The following is a 785-nucleotide window of genomic DNA, read 5'->3' on the forward strand; positions in this document are numbered from 1 at the left end:
GGCCCTCGACCCGCAGGCGGTGCGGGCCGCGATCGGTGTCACCGGGCAGTTCTCCGCCGTAGACGGCCTGATCACCGGCGAGGAGAACATGCTCCTCATGGCCGACCTGCACCTGCTGCCCCGCAGCCAGGGCCGCCGCACCGCCGCCGAACTCCTGGAACGCTTCGACCTGGTGGAGGCCGCGAAGAAGCCGGTCTCCACCTACTCCGGCGGCATGAAGCGCCGACTGGACATCGCCATGACGCTGGTCGGCGACCCGCGGATCATCTTCCTCGACGAGCCGACCACCGGTCTCGACCCGCGCTCCCGGCACAACATGTGGGGCATCATCCGCGAGCTGGTCTCCGACGGGACAACCGTCTTCCTCACCACCCAGTACCTGGAGGAGGCCGACGAACTCGCGGACCGCATCGCGGTGTTGAACGACGGGAAGATCGCCGCCGAGGGGAGTGCCGAGGAGCTGAAGCGGCTCATCCCGGGCGGCCACGTCCGGCTCCGCTTCACCGACCCGGCTGCCTACCAGTCCGCCGCCCGCAGCCTGCGCGAGGCCACCCGGGACGACGAGGCGCTGGCCCTGCAGATCCCCTCCGACGGCAGCCAGCGCGAGCTGCGCTCCATCCTCGACTGGCTGGACTCGACCGGCATCGAGGCCGACGAGCTGACCGTGCACACCCCCGACCTCGACGACGTGTTCTTCGCCCTGACCGGGCCCCAGCCGTCTGAACTCGGCACAGGGTCCACAAGTGGGCTGCCCCGTCATGGTGACGACTGGGCAGCCCTCTCCG

General features: G+C 70.3%; 1 protein-coding gene. It reads left to right on the forward strand.

All coding sequences use genetic code 11. From position 1 onward, the window contains the following. On the forward strand, positions 1-785 hold a 785-nt coding region (locus G6048_RS48360), incomplete at both ends, for an ATP-binding cassette domain-containing protein (protein ID WP_235991173.1).

It is taken from the genome of Streptomyces ureilyticus (assembly GCF_011045025.1).
Lineage (GTDB): Bacteria > Actinomycetota > Actinomycetes > Streptomycetales > Streptomycetaceae > Streptomyces > Streptomyces ureilyticus.